General features: G+C 46.5%; 16 protein-coding genes. 4 read left to right on the top strand and 12 right to left on the bottom strand.

Annotated elements, in window-relative coordinates; translation table 11 throughout:
• Positions 1-81: 81 nt before the first annotated feature.
• Positions 82-1,887, bottom strand: a complete 1,806-nt coding sequence (aspS, locus tag KGF65_RS00255) for an aspartate--tRNA ligase (RefSeq protein ID WP_105924280.1) — start codon at positions 1,885-1,887, stop codon at positions 82-84.
• A gap of 46 nt (positions 1,888-1,933) precedes the next feature.
• On the bottom strand, positions 1,934-3,214 hold the full coding sequence (gene hisS, locus KGF65_RS00250) for a histidine--tRNA ligase (RefSeq protein WP_105920019.1): 1,281 nt from the start codon (positions 3,212-3,214) through the stop codon (positions 1,934-1,936).
• 391 nt (positions 3,215-3,605) lie between these two features.
• Here hisS and KGF65_RS00245 point away from each other — a divergent pair, with 391 nt between their 5' ends.
• Positions 3,606-4,454, top strand: coding sequence for an N-acetylmuramoyl-L-alanine amidase (locus tag KGF65_RS00245; RefSeq protein WP_101873389.1), 849 nt, complete (start codon positions 3,606-3,608; stop codon positions 4,452-4,454).
• Between the two features lie 1,120 nt (positions 4,455-5,574).
• Entirely contained in the window at positions 5,575-6,417 is an 843-nt protein-coding gene (locus KGF65_RS00240) for a fructosamine kinase family protein (RefSeq protein ID WP_101873388.1), read from the top strand.
• A gap of 159 nt (positions 6,418-6,576) precedes the next feature.
• Here the strand turns inward: KGF65_RS00240 and KGF65_RS00235 are convergent, their stop codons facing one another.
• The 8 genes from KGF65_RS00235 to KGF65_RS00200 all read right to left on the bottom strand — a co-directional run bounded on the left by KGF65_RS00235 (position 6,577) and on the right by KGF65_RS00200 (position 13,584).
• Entirely contained in the window at positions 6,577-7,200 is a 624-nt protein-coding gene (locus tag KGF65_RS00235) for an HAD family hydrolase (RefSeq protein ID WP_101873387.1), read from the bottom strand.
• 72 nt (positions 7,201-7,272) lie between these two features.
• Positions 7,273-7,719 carry a D-aminoacyl-tRNA deacylase gene (gene dtd / locus KGF65_RS00230; RefSeq protein ID WP_050338513.1) on the bottom strand — a complete coding sequence of 149 codons (447 nt, stop codon included), beginning with the start codon at positions 7,717-7,719 and terminating at the stop codon, positions 7,273-7,275.
• A 9-nt stretch (positions 7,720-7,728) separates the two neighbouring features.
• Complete coding sequence (locus KGF65_RS00225) at positions 7,729-9,996, bottom strand: bifunctional (p)ppGpp synthetase/guanosine-3',5'-bis(diphosphate) 3'-pyrophosphohydrolase (RefSeq protein WP_216748023.1); 2,268 nt, start codon at positions 9,994-9,996, stop codon at positions 7,729-7,731.
• Between the two features lie 80 nt (positions 9,997-10,076).
• Entirely contained in the window at positions 10,077-10,412 is a 336-nt protein-coding gene (locus tag KGF65_RS00220; RefSeq protein WP_003638928.1) for a hypothetical protein, read from the bottom strand.
• Positions 10,413-10,482: 70 nt separating this feature from the next.
• Positions 10,483-11,235 (bottom strand): 16S rRNA (uracil(1498)-N(3))-methyltransferase, encoded by a 753-nt coding sequence (locus KGF65_RS00215; RefSeq protein WP_105924281.1) that lies wholly within the window; start codon positions 11,233-11,235, stop codon positions 10,483-10,485.
• An 11-nt stretch (positions 11,236-11,246) separates the two neighbouring features.
• Positions 11,247-12,197 (bottom strand): 50S ribosomal protein L11 methyltransferase, encoded by a 951-nt coding sequence (prmA, locus tag KGF65_RS00210; RefSeq protein ID WP_216748024.1) that lies wholly within the window; start codon positions 12,195-12,197, stop codon positions 11,247-11,249.
• A 294-nt stretch (positions 12,198-12,491) separates the two neighbouring features.
• On the bottom strand, positions 12,492-13,106 hold the full coding sequence (locus KGF65_RS00205) for a DNA-3-methyladenine glycosylase (RefSeq protein WP_101874309.1): 615 nt from the start codon (positions 13,104-13,106) through the stop codon (positions 12,492-12,494).
• A gap of 187 nt (positions 13,107-13,293) precedes the next feature.
• Positions 13,294-13,584 (bottom strand): hypothetical protein, encoded by a 291-nt coding sequence (locus tag KGF65_RS00200; protein WP_003638932.1) that lies wholly within the window; start codon positions 13,582-13,584, stop codon positions 13,294-13,296.
• 257 nt (positions 13,585-13,841) lie between these two features.
• Here KGF65_RS00200 and KGF65_RS00195 point away from each other — a divergent pair, with 257 nt between their 5' ends.
• Positions 13,842-14,132 (top strand): hypothetical protein, encoded by a 291-nt coding sequence (locus KGF65_RS00195; protein ID WP_050338509.1) that lies wholly within the window; start codon positions 13,842-13,844, stop codon positions 14,130-14,132.
• A 347-nt stretch (positions 14,133-14,479) separates the two neighbouring features.
• Entirely contained in the window at positions 14,480-15,364 is an 885-nt protein-coding gene (locus KGF65_RS00190; RefSeq protein ID WP_082230228.1) for an Ltp family lipoprotein, read from the top strand.
• Positions 15,365-15,584: 220 nt separating this feature from the next.
• Here the strand turns inward: KGF65_RS00190 and KGF65_RS00185 are convergent, their stop codons facing one another.
• Both KGF65_RS00185 and lepA read right to left on the bottom strand, forming a co-directional pair.
• Entirely contained in the window at positions 15,585-15,794 is a 210-nt protein-coding gene (locus tag KGF65_RS00185; protein ID WP_225083206.1) for a hypothetical protein, read from the bottom strand.
• Between the two features lie 383 nt (positions 15,795-16,177).
• Positions 16,178-18,013 carry a translation elongation factor 4 gene (gene lepA, locus KGF65_RS00180; protein ID WP_101873384.1) on the bottom strand — a complete coding sequence of 612 codons (1,836 nt, stop codon included), beginning with the start codon at positions 18,011-18,013 and terminating at the stop codon, positions 16,178-16,180.
• Positions 18,014-18,158: the final 145 nt, after the last annotated feature.

Genomic DNA, 18,158 nt, shown 5'->3' with positions numbered 1-18,158 from the left:
GAATCCCTCCAACTAAATATTAATATAAATCTAACACTAATCAAAAAGAACGTCCATTACTGAACGTCCTTTCCATCATGATTATTCAACTGGATCGTCGTCATCATCATCCGTCACAGGATGCGTAATCGTCAAATCCAAGTCGGTCAATTGTTGATCAGCAACTCGTGCTGGTGCGCTAGTCATTGGTTCGGAAGCTTTCGAGTTCTTAGGGAACGCGATCACTTCACGAATATTATCCTTACCAGCCAGCAGCATGGCGAACCGGTCTAAGCCGATTGCCAAACCGCCATGAGGTGGGAAGCCCATGTCAAGCGCATCTAGCAAGAAGCCAAATTGTTCTTTGGCCCGTTCTGGCGTGAAGTCCAATGCCCGGAACATCTTTTCTTGAAGTTCACGAGTATGGATACGGATCGAACCGCCACCTAATTCATAACCATTTAAAATGATGTCATATGATTGTGCGTGGGCTTGGTGTGGATCTTCACCCTCATCCAAGTAGTGCACATCTTCTTCATTTGGCATCGTGAATGGATGGTGGGCTGGAACCCAACGTTCGATGCCTTCATCATATTCGAACAATGGCCAGTCAACGACCCACAAGTAGGCGTATTGATTTTCGTCAATCAAGTCCAGTTCCTTGGCGATGGCCTTCCGGAGATAGCCGAGCGTGTCAGAAACCACTTTGAAACTGTCAGCAGCAAATAGCAACAAGTCGCCCGCTTTGGCCCCGGCAGCAGTCGTGATTGCTTCAAAGTCCCCGTCATTCTTAAAGAATTTCGCCACTGGACCGCTGAAGCCGTCGTCAGTGACCTTCATCCAGGCTAAGCCCTTTGCGCCAAAGCGTTTGACATAGTCCGTATAGGCATCGATCTGCTTACGTGAATAATGGTCAGCCCCGCCAGGAACGGCAATCGCCTTGACCATCCCACCATTTTCAAGTGCGCTATCAAAGACCTTGAAACCAGCCTTAGCGACTGCCGTGCTCATGTCTTTTAATTCCATACCGAACCGCACGTCTGGCTTTTCAGAACCAAACCGGTCCATGGCTTCTTGCCAAGTGAGGCGGGTAAATGGCGTCTTGATGTCGATGCCTTTGACCTGCTTCATGACTTGTTTGATCAAGCCTTCAGTGTATGACTGGATCTCTTCAGCGCTCAAGAAGGACGTTTCCATATCGATCTGGGTGAATTCTGGTTGGCGGTCACCACGTAAGTCTTCGTCCCGGAAACAACGGGCAATTTGATAGTAGCGGTCAAAGCCGGCACCCATCAATAATTGCTTAAATAACTGGGGTGATTGTGGTAAAGCGTAGAAATGGCCTTGGTGCACCCGTGATGGCACTAAGTAGTCCCGGGCCCCTTCAGGTGTTGACTTGGTCAAGAATGGCGTTTCAATGTCGTAAAAGCCATTGGCATCAAAGTAACTGTGCACCGCTTGGGTAATGCCATTACGAATCTTCAAGCTCCGTTGCATTTCAGGCCGGCGTAAGTCTAAGTAGCGATATTTCAACCGTAATTCATCCGACACATTGATGTCATCTTGAATATAAAATGGCGGTGTCTTGGCCTTGTTTAAAATCTTAGCGTCGTGGACTTCAACTTCCACCTTACCTGATTTCATCCGGTCAGTCACAGCTTTGGCGTCCCGATTAACCACCGTTCCTTGGACTTCGATCACGTATTCGCCCCGTAATTCATCAGCAACTGCTAATGCATCCGCTGAGAATTCCTGACTGAACACTAATTGAACAATGCCTTCACGGTCCCGTAAATCAATAAAAATCAGATTACCAAGGTCACGCCGCTTTTGGACCCAACCTTGTAAGGTGACCGTTTGGCCTAAATAATCTTCATTAATAAGGCCTGCATATGTGGTACGTTTCATAACATGCTTCCTCCTTCTTCTCTTTCGGCAAACTTGCCGTCCCTTATTACTTATCTAAAACTTGGTGAGCATCTTGATAAATATCGGCCATTGCAACCTTTGTCTCATCACCAGTTGCCATCGCCTTTAAATTAACGGCTTGTTCGGCTAATTCAGCTTCACCAACCGTCATCGTGTAACGGGCATTCAAGCGGTCAGCACTCTTAAACTGTGCTTTTGGCTTGCGGTCCAAGTAATCCCGTTCAGCCTTGTAGCCAGCGGCCCGTAACGCCTGAACGAGTTTCAAAGTCGTCGCGCTAGCTTCGTCGCCGATACCAACGACGTAAACATCAAGTTGGTCATCAGTTGGGACTTCAATGTTTTCGGCGTCCATCAACACTAACAGGCGTTCGACACCCAAACCAAAGCCAACACCTGAGACTTCAGGGCCACCGAGTTCCTTGACTAACCCGTTGTACCGGCCACCAGCACAAATCGTCGTGTAACCTTTGCCGAGTGCTTCGGAATGCGTCATGATTTCAAAAATCGTGTGGTTGTAATAATCCAACCCGCGGACCATCGTTGCGTCAATTTCGTATGGAATGTCGAGCGCATCCAAGTACGTCTTGGTCTGATCAAAGTGCTCCTGAGCTTCAGGCGTTAAATAATCTAGGATCGATGGCGCATCGGCCACGAACTGTTGATCTTCTGGTGCCTTACTATCCAGTACCCGCAATGGATTCTTGTGGAGCCGTTCCTTAGAATCATCACTCAATTCGTCAAAGTGTGGTTCCAAGTAATCGATCAGTGCTTGGCGGTAGTCATCACGCGTCTGTTGGTCTCCCAGCGTATTGATAACTAATTTTAAGTCGTTGAGGCCAAACTTCTTGAGCAAGTTGAATCCCATTGCGATTACTTCAACGTCTAGCGCGGCGCTTTCACTCCCAAAGGCTTCGACCCCGAGTTGATGGAATTCACGTAACCGACCAGATTGTGGCCGTTCATAGCGGAACATTGGTCCCATATAATAGACTTTATAAGGTTTTAAAACTTGTGGCCCATATAATTTGTTTTCGACAAATGCACGGACCACGCCGGCCGTACCTTCTGGCCGTAACGTAATGTGCCGATCACCCTTATCGTGAAAATCATACATTTCCTTAGTTACGATATCTGATGTGTCGCCAGCTGAACGTGAGAAGACTTCAAAGTTTTCAAACATTGGTGTGCGAATTTCTTTAAACTGATAAGTTTTGAAGACGGCGCGGGCCGTTGCTTCAACGTATTGCCATTTTTCACTATCGCCAGGCAAAATGTCGGCGGTGCCTTTAGGCCGTTGATATCTCATTAATTGGTTCCTCCCTTTGATTGCAATCGACAAAAAAAGCGCCCTTGATTATTTACCAAGGGCGCAATTGCGCGGTACCACCTTTATTGAGTACTAATTGATAACGTCTGTAATCACAGGCGGAACGCTGCCGTTCACCTCAAAAGCGTCTCCTCATTGCTCACTATCCGGAATTCTCAGCACTACCGGTCTCTGGTTAAAGTGTGGCACAATGCTCTTACTTTCTCTGCGGTCGATTGATTAATATATGGTTAAAGTTACACGAAATTCGCTTAAAAGTCAACGACTCTCGTTAAATTTCTGCCAAGTTTTCGTCGCGTGCTGATTTTTTTGGTATACTATTTGCAGCACTTTAAATTGCAATTATCTTAAATTTAGTTGGTGACAATCCATGCAAGTTCTTAAACAATTTTGGCGTCAAATTACCGTGACTGTGATTTTTATCGGCCTGGTAATTGGATTCGTGATCTTACTAGCGACCAACAATACGGCCACCGTTAATATCGCGAACGTCAATATCCGGAATGGTCCCGGGATGAGTTATGCCATCGAAGATACCACGGCCAAAGGGACAAAAGTCCACATTATGAAACGCAAGAATAATTGGTTATACGTTCGCTATGCTGATCATAAATTTGGCTGGATCGCCAGCTGGCTCGTCAATGAACACAACAGTCAGTTAGCGAAGACCACTAAGATTTCGGACGCCACCATCGTTTTAGACCCCGGCCACGGTGGTTCCGATTCCGGCGCCCTCTCCAATAAGGGCAAGATGGAAAAAACGTATACGCTACGGGTCGCTAAAGCAGTGGCTAAAAAGCTACGGGCAGCTGGTGCCCACGTCGTCCTGACACGTGATAGTGATAAATACGTTGGTCTCAGCGCGCGTCCGGCCATCGCCAACAAGTTGCATGCAGATGCCTTCATTAGTTTCCACTTTGATAGTTCACCGGAAAAAAATACCGCATCTGGGATTACGACTTATTACTATCACAAGTCCACCTCGCTGGCATTAGCCAAGGCGTTAAATAGTAAAGTTGAAGGTCTGCCGCTCCCAAGTAAAGGGACTGAATTCGGTGACTTCTTAGTTATCCGTGATAACTCGCGACCATCCGTCTTGATGGAACTCGGCTATATCAATGATAAATCCGACTTCAAGACGATCAGTTCTAAGAAGTATCCACAAGAAGTCGCACACGCCGTCTATGCTGGTCTCAGCACTTACTTTGCGAACCAATAAGCTTAGTCACAGTTAGTCACAGCTTGCCTTATAGACGTGACCAGCATTACTGCACACTTCAAGCCGCTTCAAGAATCCATGTTGATTCTTGAAGCGGCTTTTTAATGTTTCTCAATAGGACTTGGTACTAACAAATTGGTACCGTTGCTCAGGTCGTCCCTCTTTAAACGACACAATTAGTCCACTTCAATTGTGCTTCACAACCGACTGCGTTACAGTAATCATAAACAGACCATCAGCGAACGTGTTATGCTGATTGCGAATTAGCATTAAGAATGATTGAAACGTGCCAATTTCTAAGTTCAAGTGCTGTCAGCTGAGACCCGCTGGAAAAAGTGCGACTTAGCGTAAACTTGCTGTTGTGGAGACGTCCTAGGCCGGCTTCCAGGCATTCTGGGCAATGGCCGGAACGTGGTACACAGATTTAAGCCGACAACCCACGTCTTAAATACTGGTCTTTCACGCTGGCTGCGATATGGACGAAACGTGTTCGGGTCAGACAGTTTGCTAATAATCGCTAAACTTTCTTACCCATATTTTAATGCTTCGGATACACGGCTTCATTGAACTTGTCAAGACTTTTGCTAGTCGTCTGAGATAACAAAGTCTTGAATTTTAAGCGGCGGCATTTTTATCGACTGATTTGGCTAGTTGCCATTGAAATTTGTGGCATTGAGATGAGTAAATAATATTCAGGCAATCGTCTCAATAATTAAATGCTATAAGTCTTTATCGATACCAACTAAAAGTTTGCCTGAAGGACCAGTCATCTAATATTCAGTGGCCAATTGTACCCAGATAGGTGGCCGTTCATCTGCCATTCGAGCGGGTTCCCGACTGGAGGGGCTGGCGGACAATGCTCAAGGGCAAAATTCTTCTTGTCCGGGTGAATTTCCCGGGCTAGAAGAAGACTCGTATTTGAAATTGCGCAGTGATTTTCTGCGTGAGTTCAAATCGATGTCCGCCCTGTTCCAGCGTTGTCAGCCAGCCCCGGAGGTCGGACTAAGACAATCACCGGCAGACGAACAACAATCTGCCCAATCAGCACGTTTCAATCATGATTCATGACAAATAATTAGCATGATATGTTCAGCTTGAGCTTTGTTAGGAGGTTCTTTTGATGCAATTAACAACAAAATGGTTAGCGCAACTGCCCGTGTCCGAGATCACCCGCGCCATTCCAGTCAGTGGTGGTGATATTAACGCCGCGTTTCGAATCGAGACGGCGGACCAGTCGTATTTTTTGAAGGTCCAACCACAGCGCGATGAACGCTTTTTTGCCCATGAAATCGCTGGGTTACGTTTACTAGGTGCTGTCATCACCACCCCACAAGTGATTGCCACCGGGACGATTGACGATGATGGCTACCTATTGCTCAGTTGGTTAGACTCTGGTACTGGTAGTCAGTACGCCCTCGGTCAAGCCGTTGCGGCCGTTCACCAGCAGCATCAAGCACAATTTGGTCTCGACCATGACTTTACATTTGGAAAGCTCCCCAAAATTAATCATTGGCAGTCCGATTGGGCCACTTTTTACACGGAACAACGCTTAGATGTATTAGTCAAGTTGGCTTCACAGAACCACTTGTGGTCTACAAATCGTGAACACCATTATCAACGGCTCCGCCAAGAACTACTAGCAGACCCTTACATGCATCAAGTTCAGCCGAGCCTATTACACGGTGATTTATGGTCCGGCAATTATCTGTTTACGTCGACAGGCACCCCGGCATTGATTGACCCAGATGTCTTTTATGGTGACCGTGAGATGGACCTCGCAATGACGACCATTTTCGGTGGTTTCGATGAAGATTTTTATCGTGGCTATCAAGCAACCTATCCATTAGCTCCTGGTAGTCAACAGCGACTGCCACGCTACCAGCTGTACTACTTGCTCGCACACCTCAACTTGTTTGGTGAGACCTATGGACCGGCCGTGGACCACATTCTAGACCAATACTAGCTGTAGCGTGATTCAACTTGCCTACACTGCCATCACCATCAACCGTCACGAGCATCATCTCAACAGGAAAAGCCCCGTCACCAGCATCGCATGTGAAATGTTGCTAGTAACGAGGCTTTTATGTTGGCCTATTCAACCGAGCTGCATAATAGGCATCATTTAGCGGACCAGTGGTAATAACTCATTTAAATTGGTGACTTGAACCTCAGGCGCACTAGTCACATGGATCAGCCGGTCAATATCAAATAAGTAGCCGGCAATGCCAGCGTTGTGGCCCGCATCAATATCCAAATTACGATCACCCACCATGACTGCTTGGTGGCGGTCAACCTGGTGCTTATCTAATAAATAATTCAGCGCAGCAGGATCTGGTTTACGTGGAAACGGCTGCGCGGCAGTGACTGCATCCGTAAAATACTGCGCCAATCCTGCTTCTTGTAGGTAAACTTGGGCCTGTTCATTCCGATGGGTCATCAAATAGTTATGACCACCAACTGCGACGACGCGTTCCAGGACGGCCTGAGCACCATCAAACGCAGCTGGATGTTGTTGCAATTGCGGTTCAAAACGTTGATAACCCGCCCGCAGTTCATGCCAGTCCCAGCCATATTGCTTGGCAACGGTTCGCTCAGCATAACCGACGGACTGTTGCCGCATTAGTTGATAAGTTGCTTCAGCGGTAATCGTGCCCTCTAATTCAGTCACTGCCCGCTGAAAGGCTTTGACCATTGCCGGGTACGTATCCAGCAAAGTTCCGTCTAAGTCCCATAAAAATTCGCGCATGATTCTCCTCCTAAAGTTAATTGGGTGACGCAAAAAGCCGAAAGTACCGTAATTGGTCTTTCAGCTTAATGGTTAGCGTTGGTCCGTATCGTAACAAATCGTCACGGGACCATCATTCGTTAATGACACTTGCATATCGGCACCGAATTCCCCAGTTGCCACTTGAACCCCACCGGCAGCAAGTTGTTGATTGAATGTATCATACAATTTGCTAGCAGTATCAGGATCACCAGCATCCGTAAAACTCGGGCGATTGCCGTGGCGCGTGTCCGCATAGAGCGTAAATTGCGAAATCGATAAAATGGCGCCACCAACTTGTTGGACATTTAAGTTCAGCTTACCCGCATCATCACTAAAAATCCGCAAGTTCAAAATTTTGTGGGTCAGATAGTCGAGTTCGGCCTGGCCGTCACCATCTTCAAATCCCACTAATAGCACTAGACCGTGGTCAATGGCCCCTTTAACTTGGCCATCAATCGTGACTTGAGCTTGTCGTGCGCGTTGAACAACTACTCGCATTGTAACCTCCTAAAACATCTTCCGTTCGACGACGTAAACATCTTGAACGTTTTTCAGGCTATCCACGATTCGTTGCAAGTGCTCGAGATTTCGAACGCCCAACGAAACGCTAATAATCACCATCTTGTTATGGTCAACTTTCCCATTGACGTTCGTTAAGAACTTGGTGTGATTATTGATAACCTTCAAAACATCATTCAACATGCCATTGCGGTTATACCCTTGGATCTCGAGGTCGGAATTATAATTAGTCCGGTCACCCTCAGGATTTTCCCATTCCACGTCAATCAAGCGCTCGCCATTTGCTTCGGCGCTCTTGACGTTTGGACAGTCGACCTGGTGAACGGAGACCCCGCGACCCTTAGTAATATAACCGACGATGTCATCACCCGGAATTGGCGAACAACAGTGGCTCAGGCGAACCAGCAAGTTGTCGACACCCTGGATAATGACCCCGCCTGAAGAAGAAACTTTTTGACGTTTACGTTCTTGTTTCTCCTGTTCTTCATGCTGCTGGTCTTTCGACTTCTTCTTGGTCGAAGATTCGGTTGAATCAGCCAGAATCGCTTCTTCTCGTTCACGTTGACGGGTTGCTTCCCGCTCTTTGCGCACATCACTCGTTAAACGATTGGCGATTCCCACAGGTTGAATGTCACCAAAGCCCAGGGCAGCAAATAAGTCGTCTTCGCCCGAATAATGCATTTTCTGTGCGACCGCGGTCATCTTTTCCTTGGTCATGACTTCTTTGGGGTTGAATTCTAAATCACGTAGCTGCTTTTCGAGCATCTCGCGACCTGAAATAATATTTTCTTCCCGATCAGCATTCCGGAAGAATTGCTTGATTTTATTACGGGCCCGGCGCGTATAAACTAACTTCTGCCAATCACGACTGGGACCAGTCGAACTAGTCGACGTTAAAATATCAACAATATCACCGTTCTTGATCTGATAATCCAACGGAACGATTTTACCGTTGACCTTGGCACCAGTTGTATGATTGCCGACTTCGGTGTGAATCGAATAAGCCATATCGAGTGGTCCAGCACCCTTTGGTAATTCAGTCACATCACCCTTAGGCGTAAACGCGTAGACCCGGTCACTGAAGAGGTCGCCTTTGACGCCTTCCATAAAGTCGGCGGCGTCCTTACTTTCGTCCTGTAATTCGATAATTTCCTTAACCAGGTTCAACTTGTTACCAGATTGTGTTTCTTGAACCTCGTCACGCTTACCTTCCTTATAAGCCCAGTGTGCCGCAACCCCATATTCAGCCACACGGTGCATTTCAAAGGTCCGGATTTGGATTTCCAACGGTTTGCCTTCTGGACCGACAACTGTCGTATGCAACGATTGGTACATGTTGGCTTTTGGCATCGCAATGTAGTCCTTAAAACGACCAGGCATGGGTTTCCACTGCGTATGAATCGCACCAAGCACCGCATAACAGTCCTTGATGGAATCAACGACCACCCGAATCGCCAACAAATCATAAAGTTGACTAAATTGCTTGTGCTTGTCACGCATTTTTTTATAAATCGAATAGATATGCTTCGGCCGGCCATAAATCTCTGCCTCAGGCAATTCCAAATCATGGAGCGCCTTTTGAATATCCTGAATGGCGATCTCAATGTATTTTTCGCGGTCTTCGCGCCGTGAATTCATCAGATGAACGATTCGATAGTACTGTTGGGGGTTCAAGTATCTTAAGGAAATATCTTCTAGTTCCCATTTAATCGTACTAATCCCTAAGCGGTCTGCGATTGGCGCGTAAATTTCCAAGGTTTCATTGGCGATTCGCCGTTGCTTATCAGGACGTAAATGTTGCAATGTCCGCATATTGTGTAACCGGTCTGCCAATTTGACAATCATCACACGAATATCCTTGGACATCGCAAGCAACAGTTTCCGGTGATTTTCAGCCAGCTGTTCCTTATTCGACTTGTAACGAATCTTACCAAGCTTCGTGACGCCATCGACAATCACGGCAACATCATGGCCGAACAATTCTTCGACGTCACCTAACGTTACACCGGTGTCTTCAACGACATCGTGCAAGAAACCCGACGCCACCGTTTCTGGATCCATTTTTAACTCGGCTAAAATTCCAGCAACCTGAATCGGGTGCATAATATACGGCTCACCTGATTGGCGATACTGATCCTTATGCACGTAGGTTGCAAAATCACACGCACGTTTAACCAGTGCCACGTGATCACTATTCATATACTCTTGGACCATGTCCAGGACATCCTGAGCAGTCCATGTAGGCTGTTTGGGCATTTTATCACCACGACTTCCACAAAGATTCTATTTGATAAAAGGCACGCGAGGTTCCCACCCAACGTGCCTTGACAACCGTTTTAACGCAAACTTGCGCGGGGACCAGTTAACCCGTATGCTAAGTAGGATATGCCTAAATCAACTAATGCTAAATAATAGACATAGGTTGGGAAAAACAAGTACAGCCCAACAAAGCAGCCGACTGGAAATAACCAGACGAGCCAACCAGTACGTGCGGTACGGCGAATTTGCCAACCCACCATGGCAGCTAACAGGAAATCGACGACAAAGAGTAGCCAAACGATTTGATGAAAACGACTGACACTTAAGAGTTTCAGTAACCATGGTAATACGATTCCAACGACAAGCGCAATCAGCCAATACTGGCCATTAAACTTACGAAACTTTTCCGTCAAACTAACTCCCTCGCTTACGCTTTATTGCCAAATGACTATGATTATTAATTGTACACCACCGACCATAAAATTACACTAGTTCGCACCAAAAAGAAACACTACTTAACAAGTAAAGTGGCGCAGTTTCGGCACGCATGATCCGTGGCCCTAATCCGACTGGGGTCATCCCGGCCGCTTCTAGCTGCTCAACTTCTTGCGGTGCCAGGCCACCTTCAGGCCCAAAAATCGCCAGTAATCGCTGCGGTGCCGCCATATGCTTCAAAGTTTGGACCAGCTGGCTACTTTCACCCTGCTTGGCGGACTCTTCCCAGGCAACAACGCCCTGGTCATAAGTCACGTGGGCCAGCACGCTCGTTAAGTCAGCTTCATATTGAACAGTCGGGATCATGGTTCGATGCGATTGTTCAGCCGCACCTTGGGCAATTTTCGCCAGCCGGGCTAATTTGCGTTCGCGTTTATTCGGCGCCCACTTGGCAACCGTCCACAAACTATCAAAAAACACGAAGGCGCTCGCGCCGAGCTCAGTTCCCCGTTGCACGATCTGCTCGGGTTTATCACCCTTCGACAGGCCACAGGCAATCGTGACTGGTACCGGTAATTCAACCTGAGGCGTTGTCACTGCGGTAATCTTAGCGACCGCCGTTTGGCCAGTGGTACTTTGCAACGTCGCAATCACGACTTGATGTGCGTCAGTCACAAATTCAGCCGCGTCGCCGGGTTGTGCCCGCATGACTTTAACCCAATGCTTGACCGTATCGCCGTCAATCGTGAAGGTCTGACCAACGCGCGCGTCGATTGGGGCGTTTAAAAAATATCGTTGCATGCTCGTCCTCGCTAATCTTCGTCCGTTGGCAGATAAGCCACAATACCGTGCCAGTCGCTCATCTGCGTGTGTTGTGCAATTTGGAAACCAGCATCCGTCAACGCTGTTAGGACCGTTTGGAACTTATCATCAATAATTCCAGAGGTAATGAAATAACCGCCCCGTTTTAAGTTCTGACGAGCTTGTGGCACCAGTGGAATGATGATTTCAGCTAAAATATTTGCGACAATAATATCTGCTTGTGTGTCGATGCCAGCCAACAAGTCATTGGCAGCAACCTTCACGTCTTTGGCAACTGGATTCAAATCAAGATTGGTTTGTGCGGAAGCAACAGCGACGTCATCTAAGTCATAAGCTTCGACAGCGCCGACTCCCATGGTCTTGGCCGCGATACTTAACACGCCAGAACCCGTGCCGACATCAATCAAGTGCTCACCACCGTTAATGACGGTCTCTAGGGCTTGCAGGCAGAGTTTAGTGGTCGGATGAGTCCCCGTTCCAAACGCCCGACCAGGATCGAGCCGTAAGACGAGTTCGCCGGATTGTGCAGGTTGACAGTCTTCCCAGCTCGGCACGATCGTCAAATACCGCGTCACCCGTACAGGATGGTAATATTTTTTCCACGCCGTTGCCCAGTCTTCATCAGACAGCGCCGTCATACTTACCTCGTTGGGAGCCGGATTTAGACCAAAATCGCTCAACTGGCTCACGCGTTGCTTAATCGTTGGCAGAATTTCAGGCACGAACACCGTCTCGGGATAATAGGCCGAAACCTGTACGCCGCTGGTGACGTGGGGAATGGTATCCAGGTCGATAATTTCACTATACCGATTGGGTTTTAAATTCTGATAATCCAAAGCGTCATCAATTTTGACACCACTGGCTCCGGCTTCCATCAAAATATTCGAAACCGCCTCAACTGCTTCGTTGGAAGTACTAACGGTTACTTCAGTCCATTTCATAAATGACGTGCTCCTTTTGTGTGATTTCATTTTAGTGAATTACGGTGATGCGTTTTAGGTTGAATATTTGCACACTTTGCGACTAATTTTAAATTAAAGGCAATGGCGCGCCTGTTTTGATTACTTTGGCGAGAGCGTCTGGATGTCCCAGAAAATAGATTTGATGGCATCGCACAAACTTCAGCTCAAGCCACAATCTTGGGTCACTCACTCAAACGGCCAAGACTCCCTAAACAGCCGCATTTCCCATCAGCAACAATTATATAACAAGCACAAACCGTTTGACAATCGGGCTTACTGCCAGCCATGGGTGTGTGAGTCAATCGTTTTCCGGCCAATTTTAGACACAAACGGATTGCCAGCAACGTAGAACCGCAACGGCGCACTGGTCCATTCCGCCTTATTAACGATGCCAATTCGGGGTGACTTAATAGTTTGACGTGGCTGCCGGACATGGTCTAAATCTAGCGAGAGCGTCGCCTTTTGCAACGGCTGGCCGTTCAACGTTTTATCCAAACCGAGTGCCTGCATCAATTTCCCTGGTCCGTTGGTCAAATTAGCCAGTGGAACGGGCCGATTGTGTTGCATCTGCTCGACGCCGCTAGCTGGTTCAATTCCCCGTATCAGCACACATTCAGGCGTGCCAGCTGCTTGGGTCACGAGATTCAGCAAATACAACGCGCGCATTTGATAAATGTAAATCGTCCCTGCTGGTTGCCAAAGCGCACGGTTACGGGCCGTTTGGTGATTTTGATAAGCGTGTGCCCCGGCATCGTTGGCGCCCAAATACGCCTCAGTCTCGGTAATCCACGCCGTTAACAGTCCACTCGCGGTTTGCAGTCGCAACTGCTTACCGAGTAAAGCGGCCGCGATTTCAGTCGTTGGCCGCGAGCTTAAAAAAGATTGCATTCGGTTTGTCATCATCATTAATTGCGGGGACACGCTGTCGGTTATGCTGGGCCTTCATGACCTAGCGAGCCAGTTGCAAATCAGCGACATGGGTGGTCTCCCGTCGTTCTCCTTTCCAGTAAATATTGGCCATTATATCGAAAACGGGGCTGGTGCTAAATTACACCAGTCCCGTCTTCAAGTTAACTTAGTCATCATTCGTGGCTTTTTTCGTTAAATGCTTGTTCAAATACTTGATCATATCCGCTTCGTGCTTAAAAATTCGTGGATGCTTTTGTTTATGCAGACGGACGGCGATCTCGTTAATCTTAACGCGCCCAGTCCAAGTATGGCTGTACTTAACGACCACCCGATTATTACGATGATCCTTACCGAATTTCAACACGTAAACGCTGTCTGGCACCATCAGCGGTCTAATATATGTTTTATCGTAGTCATAATGTATTGATCGCAGAAACTGTTTCGTGCGTTTTAACATGTCGTCGATCTCTCCTTCACAACGTGAAATTGATTAAATAATAAATTAATTAATTAATTGTCGCTACGTTTTATTTCTAACCTTAATTATAGCAGACTTTAAACAGACAGTGTATCAATTTGCGGTTGGTTTGGCAAGAAAACCGCCTAAAATCCTAATATTTTCTCAAAGCGTGGTCGCTTGGTTTCCGGTGCTTCAGGGATATGGTAAAATATTAATAAATCAGTCAGGTTATCAATATTGAGGGGGATTTACTGATGGTACTAATTGAAAGAATTTATCGGCGCGGACATGAACCGTTGACTAGTGTCGACCAAATTGAAAAATTTGAAACCAGCGACGGCTACGTCACACCTAACGAAGTGTTAGCACGCGAAATTGGTGCAGATAGCGAAAACTGTTTCTATAAAAATCAAGAAGGCAAACGTAAAAAAGTCGTCGCCACTAAAGATGATCAAGGTGTCTGGCATATGCAAACCATCGGGACAACCGATCCGACCACGGACGGCCTATTACAGTTGCCACACATGCAAGATATTTGGGGTTAGCGTCATTTGCTAATTAAATCGAACATTTGGATTAGCCGCTGGCAGGTTTTGAACTGCTGGCGGTTTTTGTTTGTGTTCGTGCTATAGCCTACATTATTTTTTATTAAATTCTTATTTATTTACGATAACTATATTGATATAATTTAAATGCAAAATTGTTCATTCGATTGATTATCTACATACGCGTCTTCTACCTTGCCAGCAAACATTATCTCTGCCGGTTCGATATCATCGACGCAACAATACGCTTGACCAGCTAGGACGTCACTAAAAGCTAACTGTTTGGTTAGATTTATCACATACCGGGGAACCAATTTGGGGAAATACATTTATTGGAGGAGTTTCATATGTACAAAGTAGCTACAGGGGTCGCTACCATTGCCGCACTCGTGCTCTTAGGTGGTTGTCAACAAAGTTCTGAGAAGAAGGCTGATACTTCTTCTTCATCAACTGAGAAAGTGACTAAAGCTGAAAAGGCACAGTCTAAAGCCGCGTCAGAACGGAAAGCTAAGCTCGAGAGCGCCACGACTGATGTTGATAACCTATTTTCAGACGTTGATCACACCGCCCTAGATGAAAGCGTTACCCAGGACTTGATTGATAGTGTTAGCAAAGAAGTTAATAAGTTACCAAATTCATCCAAGAAACATGATTTACAGGCTGATATCAAAAAAGCCAATAAATTGCTTCCTGGGTTAGCTTCTTCGGTTGCTTCATCCAAGGCCAAGGAAAAATCAGAAAAGGCAGCTGCTAGTTCGAAAGCTGCGTCCGAAGCGGCAGCTGCAAGTGCCTCATCCAAAGCAGAAAGTGAATCCGAAGCCGCCGCTAGCTCTTCCTCGAAAGCCGAGAGTGAATCAATCGCAAGTGCAAAAGCTAGTTCGAAAGCTGAATCAAAATCTGAATCCAGAGCAAAAGCTGTTGCAGGCGCCGAAAAATCAGCAGCGCTGAGTACTGCAGAAGACTATGCAAATGATATGCATATGTCAAAACAAGCGGTTTATGAACAACTTGTTTCCGATGCTGGCGAAGGATTCACTGCTGAAGCCGCACAATATGCCGTCGACCATTTAACAGACGTCAATTGGAATGACAATGCATTGCAAACTGCTAAGGACTATCAAGACGAAATGCCAATGTCTCAAAGTGAACTGCTTGACCAGTTAACTTCTTCTGCTGGTGAACAATTCACCCAATCACAAGCTCAATACGCGCTCAATCATCTTTATGACTAATTAGGAAACCTCGTGAAGTCTCGTGCTTCACGAGGTTTTATTGTCCAATCATCGCCCGAGATACAACAAAAATCACCAACGCTGAACATTCACCGCATCAGTCGCTTATCCAACGCTACTCGTCACCATGGTATCATTTTCAGCTGTTTGTTGTTTCCAGAAAAGTTTAAACTTTAAAAGTGAGCCTTTTAAAACCATCCTCAGCACAACAAAAGACGGACTACCTAGCATGCCATAAAATACGTTTAATTTGCGATGCACTAATGCCAATTGTATCCCAATTCTTTGGTCCAGTACCAACATCTACTTCAAATCCGGTTATTGCGTCTTTAGGAACAAACACAATAGTTGCTTCACGACCATCAATCAGTTCTACAATGTCCAGCTCACGAATTTCTGATGGATCAACAGCTATTTTTCTTTCCATCATGCCTGCCTCCTTCCAAATTGAAATCTAACATGAACATCTCAGAAATGACGACATAAGGATATACTATATAGTTTGCGATTGAACTTAAGTTAAAGTTACCAGATGCAAGTATCCTGACATCTTCATCCAGCTTTGCGAGTCTTATACGTAGAAGATCTCTTGGAAAAACCTGTTTATGTTAGAATGAGACACTCACCAGCTCACGAATCATAATTCAACTAAACGAATTTTAACTCTAATTCATGACAAATCACCCCGCATGCTATGGGTAACTTCAGATAAATAATAGCCATTTCTTCTACTTATGTCTATTTTGTCAAACAATCCAGTCTCAATGTTGGCAAATCCCCAAAATAAAAGAGCTCCGCCGTGGCGGAACCCTATCAATTCGGCTTTTCTTCCTCGTCAGTTTTCAAAACTGCCATGAAGGCTTCTTGTGGGATTTCAACTTTCCCCACGGCTTTCATGCGTTTCTTACCGGCTTTTTGCTTCTCAAGTAACTTCATCCGCCGGGTACGGTCACCACCATAGAGATGGGCGGTAACGTCCTTACGGTAAGCTTTGATGTTCGTCCGCGCAATCACCTTAGAGCCGATGGTTGCTTGTACTGGAATTTCAAAGTTTTGGCGTGGAATGATGGTTTTCAGCTTAGATGCGATTTCGCGACCACGTGCTGGCGCAAAGTCGCGGTGCGCGATAAAGCTTAACGCATCGACTTGGTCCCCGTTCAGTAAGATGTCGATTTTGACTAAGTCACTGGCACGGTAGCCATCTAAATCGTAATCTAACGAAGCGTAACCACGAGTGTTGGATTTCAACTTATCAAAGAAGTCAAAGATAATTTCCGATAGTGGAATATGGTAGACCACGTTGACCCGGTTGCTATCCAGATATTCCATCGTATCAAATTCGCCCCGTTTGCGTTGGGCCAGTTCCATGACCGCACCAACATAATCGTTAGGCACCATGATCTGGGCTTTGACGTACGGTTCGCGAATTTCCTTGATGGCAGACGCTTCCGGCATTTCGGCAGGATTTTCAACCTGTTTTTCTGTGCCATCCGTCATTAAGACGTGGTACGTTACGGAAGGTGCCGTCGTAATCAGTTCAAGGTTGAATTCCCGCTCGAGCCGTTCCTGAATCACATCCATGTGCAACAGTCCCAAGAAACCACAACGGAACCCGAAACCTAACGCTTGCGATGATTCAGCTTCAAATTCGAGTGCCGCATCATTTAATTTTAACTTTTCCAAGGCTTCGCGTAAGTCCGTAAACTTGGCGTTATCAGTTGGGTAAATCCCGGCGTACACCATTGGATTCATTTCCCGGTAACCGGCGAGCGGCTTTTCAGCTGGCCGTTTGGCATTCGTCACCGTATCCCCGACCCGGGTGTCTTGGATATCCTTGATACTGGCGGTAATGTAACCAACATCCCCGGCCATCAGATAATCGCGAGCTAATGGTTTGGGCGAGTTGACACCGACTTCAGTCACTTCGTATTCACTACCACTGTTCATCAAGCGAATCCGATCACCAGGCCGAACAATCCCTTCATGAATTCGAACGCTTAAAACCACGCCACGGTAGTCGTCATACACTGAGTCAAAAACCAAGGCCTTCAACGGTGCGTCTAAATCACCCTGGGGCGCTGGAATTTTATGCACGATCTGCTCCAGCAAGTCTTCAATTCCGATACCCGCTTTAGCTGAAGCCAAAACGGCATCTTCAGCATCGATTCCAATATCATCCTCAATTTCTTTACGGACCTTTTCCGGTTCCGCTGAAGGCAAGTCAATCTTGTTGATGACTGGCACGATTTCCAAGTCATCATCAATGGCGAGGTAGACGTTAGCCAAGGTTTGCGCCTCGACCCCTTGCGCTGCGTCGACGACTAACACTGCGCCTTCGCAGGCCGCCAAACTTCGCGAAACTTCATACGTAAAATCGACGTGTCCTGGCGTATCGATTAGATGAAAGATATAAGTCTCCCCGTCTTTAGCCTGGTAGTGCAATTCCACTGCATTTAATTTGATCGTAATCCCACGTTCACGTTCCAAGTCCATTGAATCCAGCACTTGGTCCTGCATTTCACGTTTGGAAATCGTATCCGTTAATTCCAAGATTCGGTCCGCCAACGTTGATTTGCCGTGATCAATATGGGCGACGATCGAAAAATTCCGAATATGTTGTTGTCGATCTCTCATTGTCGCTTTATCCATTGATTTTCCTACTTTCTTCCTAAGTCCTAATCCTATCAATTATACCAAGTTACCGACACAATCACAATTTTTCTATTGCCGTGACCGTCATCCACGACCCATCAAGACCATTTGTGACACTCACCAGCACCGTAAGTGCACATCA

This window comes from Lactiplantibacillus sp. 30.2.29, assembly GCF_018991255.1.
GTDB classification, from domain to species: domain Bacteria; phylum Bacillota; class Bacilli; order Lactobacillales; family Lactobacillaceae; genus Lactiplantibacillus; species Lactiplantibacillus pentosus.
This window is presented reverse-complemented; position numbering and strand designations above follow the sequence as displayed.

Bases quoted from the DNA above. Each gene is read 5' to 3' on its own strand.
- aspS (WP_105924280.1), bottom strand. From the start codon at position 1,887: ATGAAACGTACCACATATGCAGGCCTTATTAATGAAGATTATTTAGGC.
- hisS (WP_105920019.1), bottom strand. From the start codon at position 3,214: ATGAGATATCAACGGCCTAAAGGCACCGCCGACATTTTGCCTGGCGAT.
- KGF65_RS00245 (WP_101873389.1), top strand. From the start codon at position 3,606: ATGCAAGTTCTTAAACAATTTTGGCGTCAAATTACCGTGACTGTGATT.
- KGF65_RS00240 (WP_101873388.1), top strand. From the start codon at position 5,575: ATGCAATTAACAACAAAATGGTTAGCGCAACTGCCCGTGTCCGAGATC.
- KGF65_RS00235 (WP_101873387.1), bottom strand. From the start codon at position 7,200: ATGCGCGAATTTTTATGGGACTTAGACGGAACTTTGCTGGATACGTAC.
- dtd (WP_050338513.1), bottom strand. From the start codon at position 7,719: ATGCGAGTAGTTGTTCAACGCGCACGACAAGCTCAAGTCACGATTGAT.
- KGF65_RS00225 (WP_216748023.1), bottom strand. From the start codon at position 9,996: ATGCCCAAACAGCCTACATGGACTGCTCAGGATGTCCTGGACATGGTC.
- KGF65_RS00215 (WP_105924281.1), bottom strand. From the start codon at position 11,235: ATGCAACGATATTTTTTAAACGCCCCAATCGACGCGCGCGTTGGTCAG.
- prmA (WP_216748024.1), bottom strand. From the start codon at position 12,197: ATGAAATGGACTGAAGTAACCGTTAGTACTTCCAACGAAGCAGTTGAG.
- KGF65_RS00205 (WP_101874309.1), bottom strand. From the start codon at position 13,106: ATGCAATCTTTTTTAAGCTCGCGGCCAACGACTGAAATCGCGGCCGCT.
- KGF65_RS00200 (WP_003638932.1), bottom strand. From the start codon at position 13,584: ATGTTAAAACGCACGAAACAGTTTCTGCGATCAATACATTATGACTAC.
- KGF65_RS00195 (WP_050338509.1), top strand. From the start codon at position 13,842: ATGGTACTAATTGAAAGAATTTATCGGCGCGGACATGAACCGTTGACT.
- KGF65_RS00190 (WP_082230228.1), top strand. From the start codon at position 14,480: ATGTACAAAGTAGCTACAGGGGTCGCTACCATTGCCGCACTCGTGCTC.
- KGF65_RS00185 (WP_225083206.1), bottom strand. From the start codon at position 15,794: ATGATGGAAAGAAAAATAGCTGTTGATCCATCAGAAATTCGTGAGCTG.
- lepA (WP_101873384.1), bottom strand. From the start codon at position 18,013: ATGGATAAAGCGACAATGAGAGATCGACAACAACATATTCGGAATTTT.